The sequence below is a fragment of the Dissulfurimicrobium sp. genome (assembly GCF_049968175.1).
In the GTDB taxonomy this organism is placed as follows: Bacteria; Desulfobacterota; Dissulfuribacteria; order Dissulfuribacterales; family Sh68; genus Dissulfurimicrobium; species Dissulfurimicrobium hydrothermale.
Genome location: NZ_JBMFRG010000108.1, coordinates 1 through 2492, shown reverse-complemented (window position 1 = coordinate 2492; position 2492 = coordinate 1). Strand labels below are relative to the sequence as shown.

At 53.7% G+C, this 2492-nt stretch carries 2 protein-coding genes; both read right to left on the bottom strand.

Annotated elements, in window-relative coordinates; translation table 11 throughout:
- On the bottom strand, positions 1–1172 hold a 1172-nt coding region (locus ACP5SG_RS09600), incomplete at its 3' end, for a phosphoglycerate kinase (protein WP_428124080.1).
- A gap of 49 nt (positions 1173–1221) precedes the next feature.
- Positions 1222–2492 (bottom strand): type I glyceraldehyde-3-phosphate dehydrogenase (locus tag ACP5SG_RS09595; protein WP_428124076.1); only part of this gene is annotated, 1271 nt, incomplete at its 5' end.

Here is a 2492-nt window from a genome sequence, read left to right as displayed (position 1 = left end):
AACGCCACTATCCCTGGCAGTTCCTTACCCTCCAGCAGCTCCAGAAAGGCCCCACCACCGGTGGACATATAGGAGATATTGCCCTCTTCCTTGGCCTTGTGGATGGCGGCATCTGTATCGCCGCCGCCAACTATACTGAGCGCATGGCACTCCCCTATGGCCCGGGCTAACGACATGGTGCCCATCGCAAAGGAATCGAACTCAAATGCGCCCATCGGGCCGTTCCATACGATGGTCCTGGCGTCATCAACAGCCTCACGGAAGAGCCTTACAGTGGCAGGGCCTATGTCAAGGGCCATCCAGCCAGGGGGTATCTCCTGTGCGGTGACTATCTTTGTGACTGCATCTTTCTTCATCTCTTCGGCTATGACAAAGTCCACGGGCAGATAGAACTTGACGTCCTTCTCCCTTGCATGTTTCACAATCTCCCCTGCAGTCTTGACCAGGGACGCCTCAATGAGTGACGAGCCTATCCTGAAACCCATAGCGAGGAGAAAGGTGTTTGCCATGGCCCCGCCTATAATGAGCCTGTCCACCTTCTTGATGATATTCTCTATGGCGCCGAGCTTATTCGACACCTTGGCACCGCCAAGGATGGCCACAAGCGGCCGCACCGGCTCTTCAAGCGCCTTTTTAAAATAGGCAAGCTCTTTTTTAAGCAAAAACCCAGCCGCACAGGACGTTACAAATTCAGTCACCCCTGCAACCGACGCATGCGCCCTGTGCGACACGGCAAATGCATCGTTTATATAGACATCGGCAAGGGCGGCAAGGGCCTTTGCAAAGTCAGGGTCATTTTTGGTCTCACCCGGGTGGAATCTAAGGTTTTCAAGCATCAGGACACCCCCGTCCTTGAGCCCCTGCACTGCCTTTTCGACATCAGGGCCGATGCAGTCAGGGGCAAGGGGCACATCCATATCCAAAAGCCCGCCGAGCCTCTTTGCAACCGGCCTGAGGCTGTACTTTTCTATCCTCTCGCCCTTAGGTCTTCCAAGGTGCGAACAGAGTATCAGCCTTGCCCCTGATTCAAGGGCGAAACGGATACCTGGCAGCGCTGCCCTTATACGGCTGTCGTCGGTTATTTCACCGGAGTCGTCGAGCGGCACATTGAAGTCCACCCGCATGAGCACCCGTTTATCCTTCAACACCATCTCATCTATATATCTTATCATGACCACATCCCCTTTTAAGGACCCATAACCCTTTCCCAAGACCCGCCCATTACAGTATCGAATCAGCCACAGACGCCAACCTCTCCCCGAGCATATAGGTATAACTGCCGAGTTCATTGTCATACCAGGCATAAATGACCGCCTGGGTTACAGGGATCTGGATCGATGTGCAAGTGATCCCGGCACCACCTATTCCCTTACATGCAAGCCTCGGGTCCACCTCGATCACAGCGGTACGGGTGTGCGTCTCAGCGCCCTCGATTATGGCTGCGGCACGCGGGGCGCCTACTATGTCCGACGAGACATCCTGTTCCTCTGTGTATATGAGTCTTCCCTTCATCGGCCCATCGGCCGCCTCTTTATAGATATTGTTTATGACGTCGCGCTTTATGGGGTTTTCCACGCTCTCGTCCTGAATGCTCAAGACCAGTATCACAATAGAGCCGGTAGGCGTTGGTATACGCACAGACTCGGCGATGAAACCTATCTTCTTCATCTCAGGCAACACAAGGGCCAAGGCCTTTGCCGCACCAGTGGTGGTGAGTATGATGTTGTTCATGATGCTCCTATGCTTTCTCAAATCCTTCGAACCGGCGGTAGGGAGCCTGTCAAGCACCACCTGGCTGCCTGTTGCGGCGTGAACGGTTACCATTGATGCAGACAATATGCGGCTTGCGCCGAAATGATCCAGAAGGGGCTTCACCATATAGGAAAGGCATGTAGTTGTACACGATGCGGCTGATATGAGCACGTGTTTGCTGGGTATATAATCGTCCTCGTTGATACCCATGACCGTAGTTACGGCGTCCTCTGGCATAGGCAACGCCTTGTCTTTTATCTTGAACGGGGCGGAGAGCACGACCTTTGAGGCCCCTGCCTCAAGATGCCCCCTCAAGGCGCCCTTAGGGTGTTCAGCAGGTGTAGTCGGATCGGTGAATGCCCCTGTGGAGTCCAACACAAGACGCACGCCGTGCTGGGCCCAGTTTATATCCTTCGGATTCCGATTCTCCCGCAGGATCGTAACCGGCATGCCGTCTATGGTCATAGTCCCCTTTTCTTCATTGAGATTCTCTATAAGCCTGCCACCCTTGAATCCATAGATATAATTACCGAGCCTGCCATACGTACTGTCACGCTCAATCGAGGCGGCTATGTCTTGAAGTCCCTGTCCAACCTGTCTACCTATGTTCACCACGATCTCGGAAAATGCCCGCTCAGCCACCTGATTCCAGAGGCTCAGTTTGCCTATCCTGCCAAGGCCGTTGATACCAAGTTTTATTGGGCGCCTTTCATTCTCAATGCTTATCATGACTGTCCTCC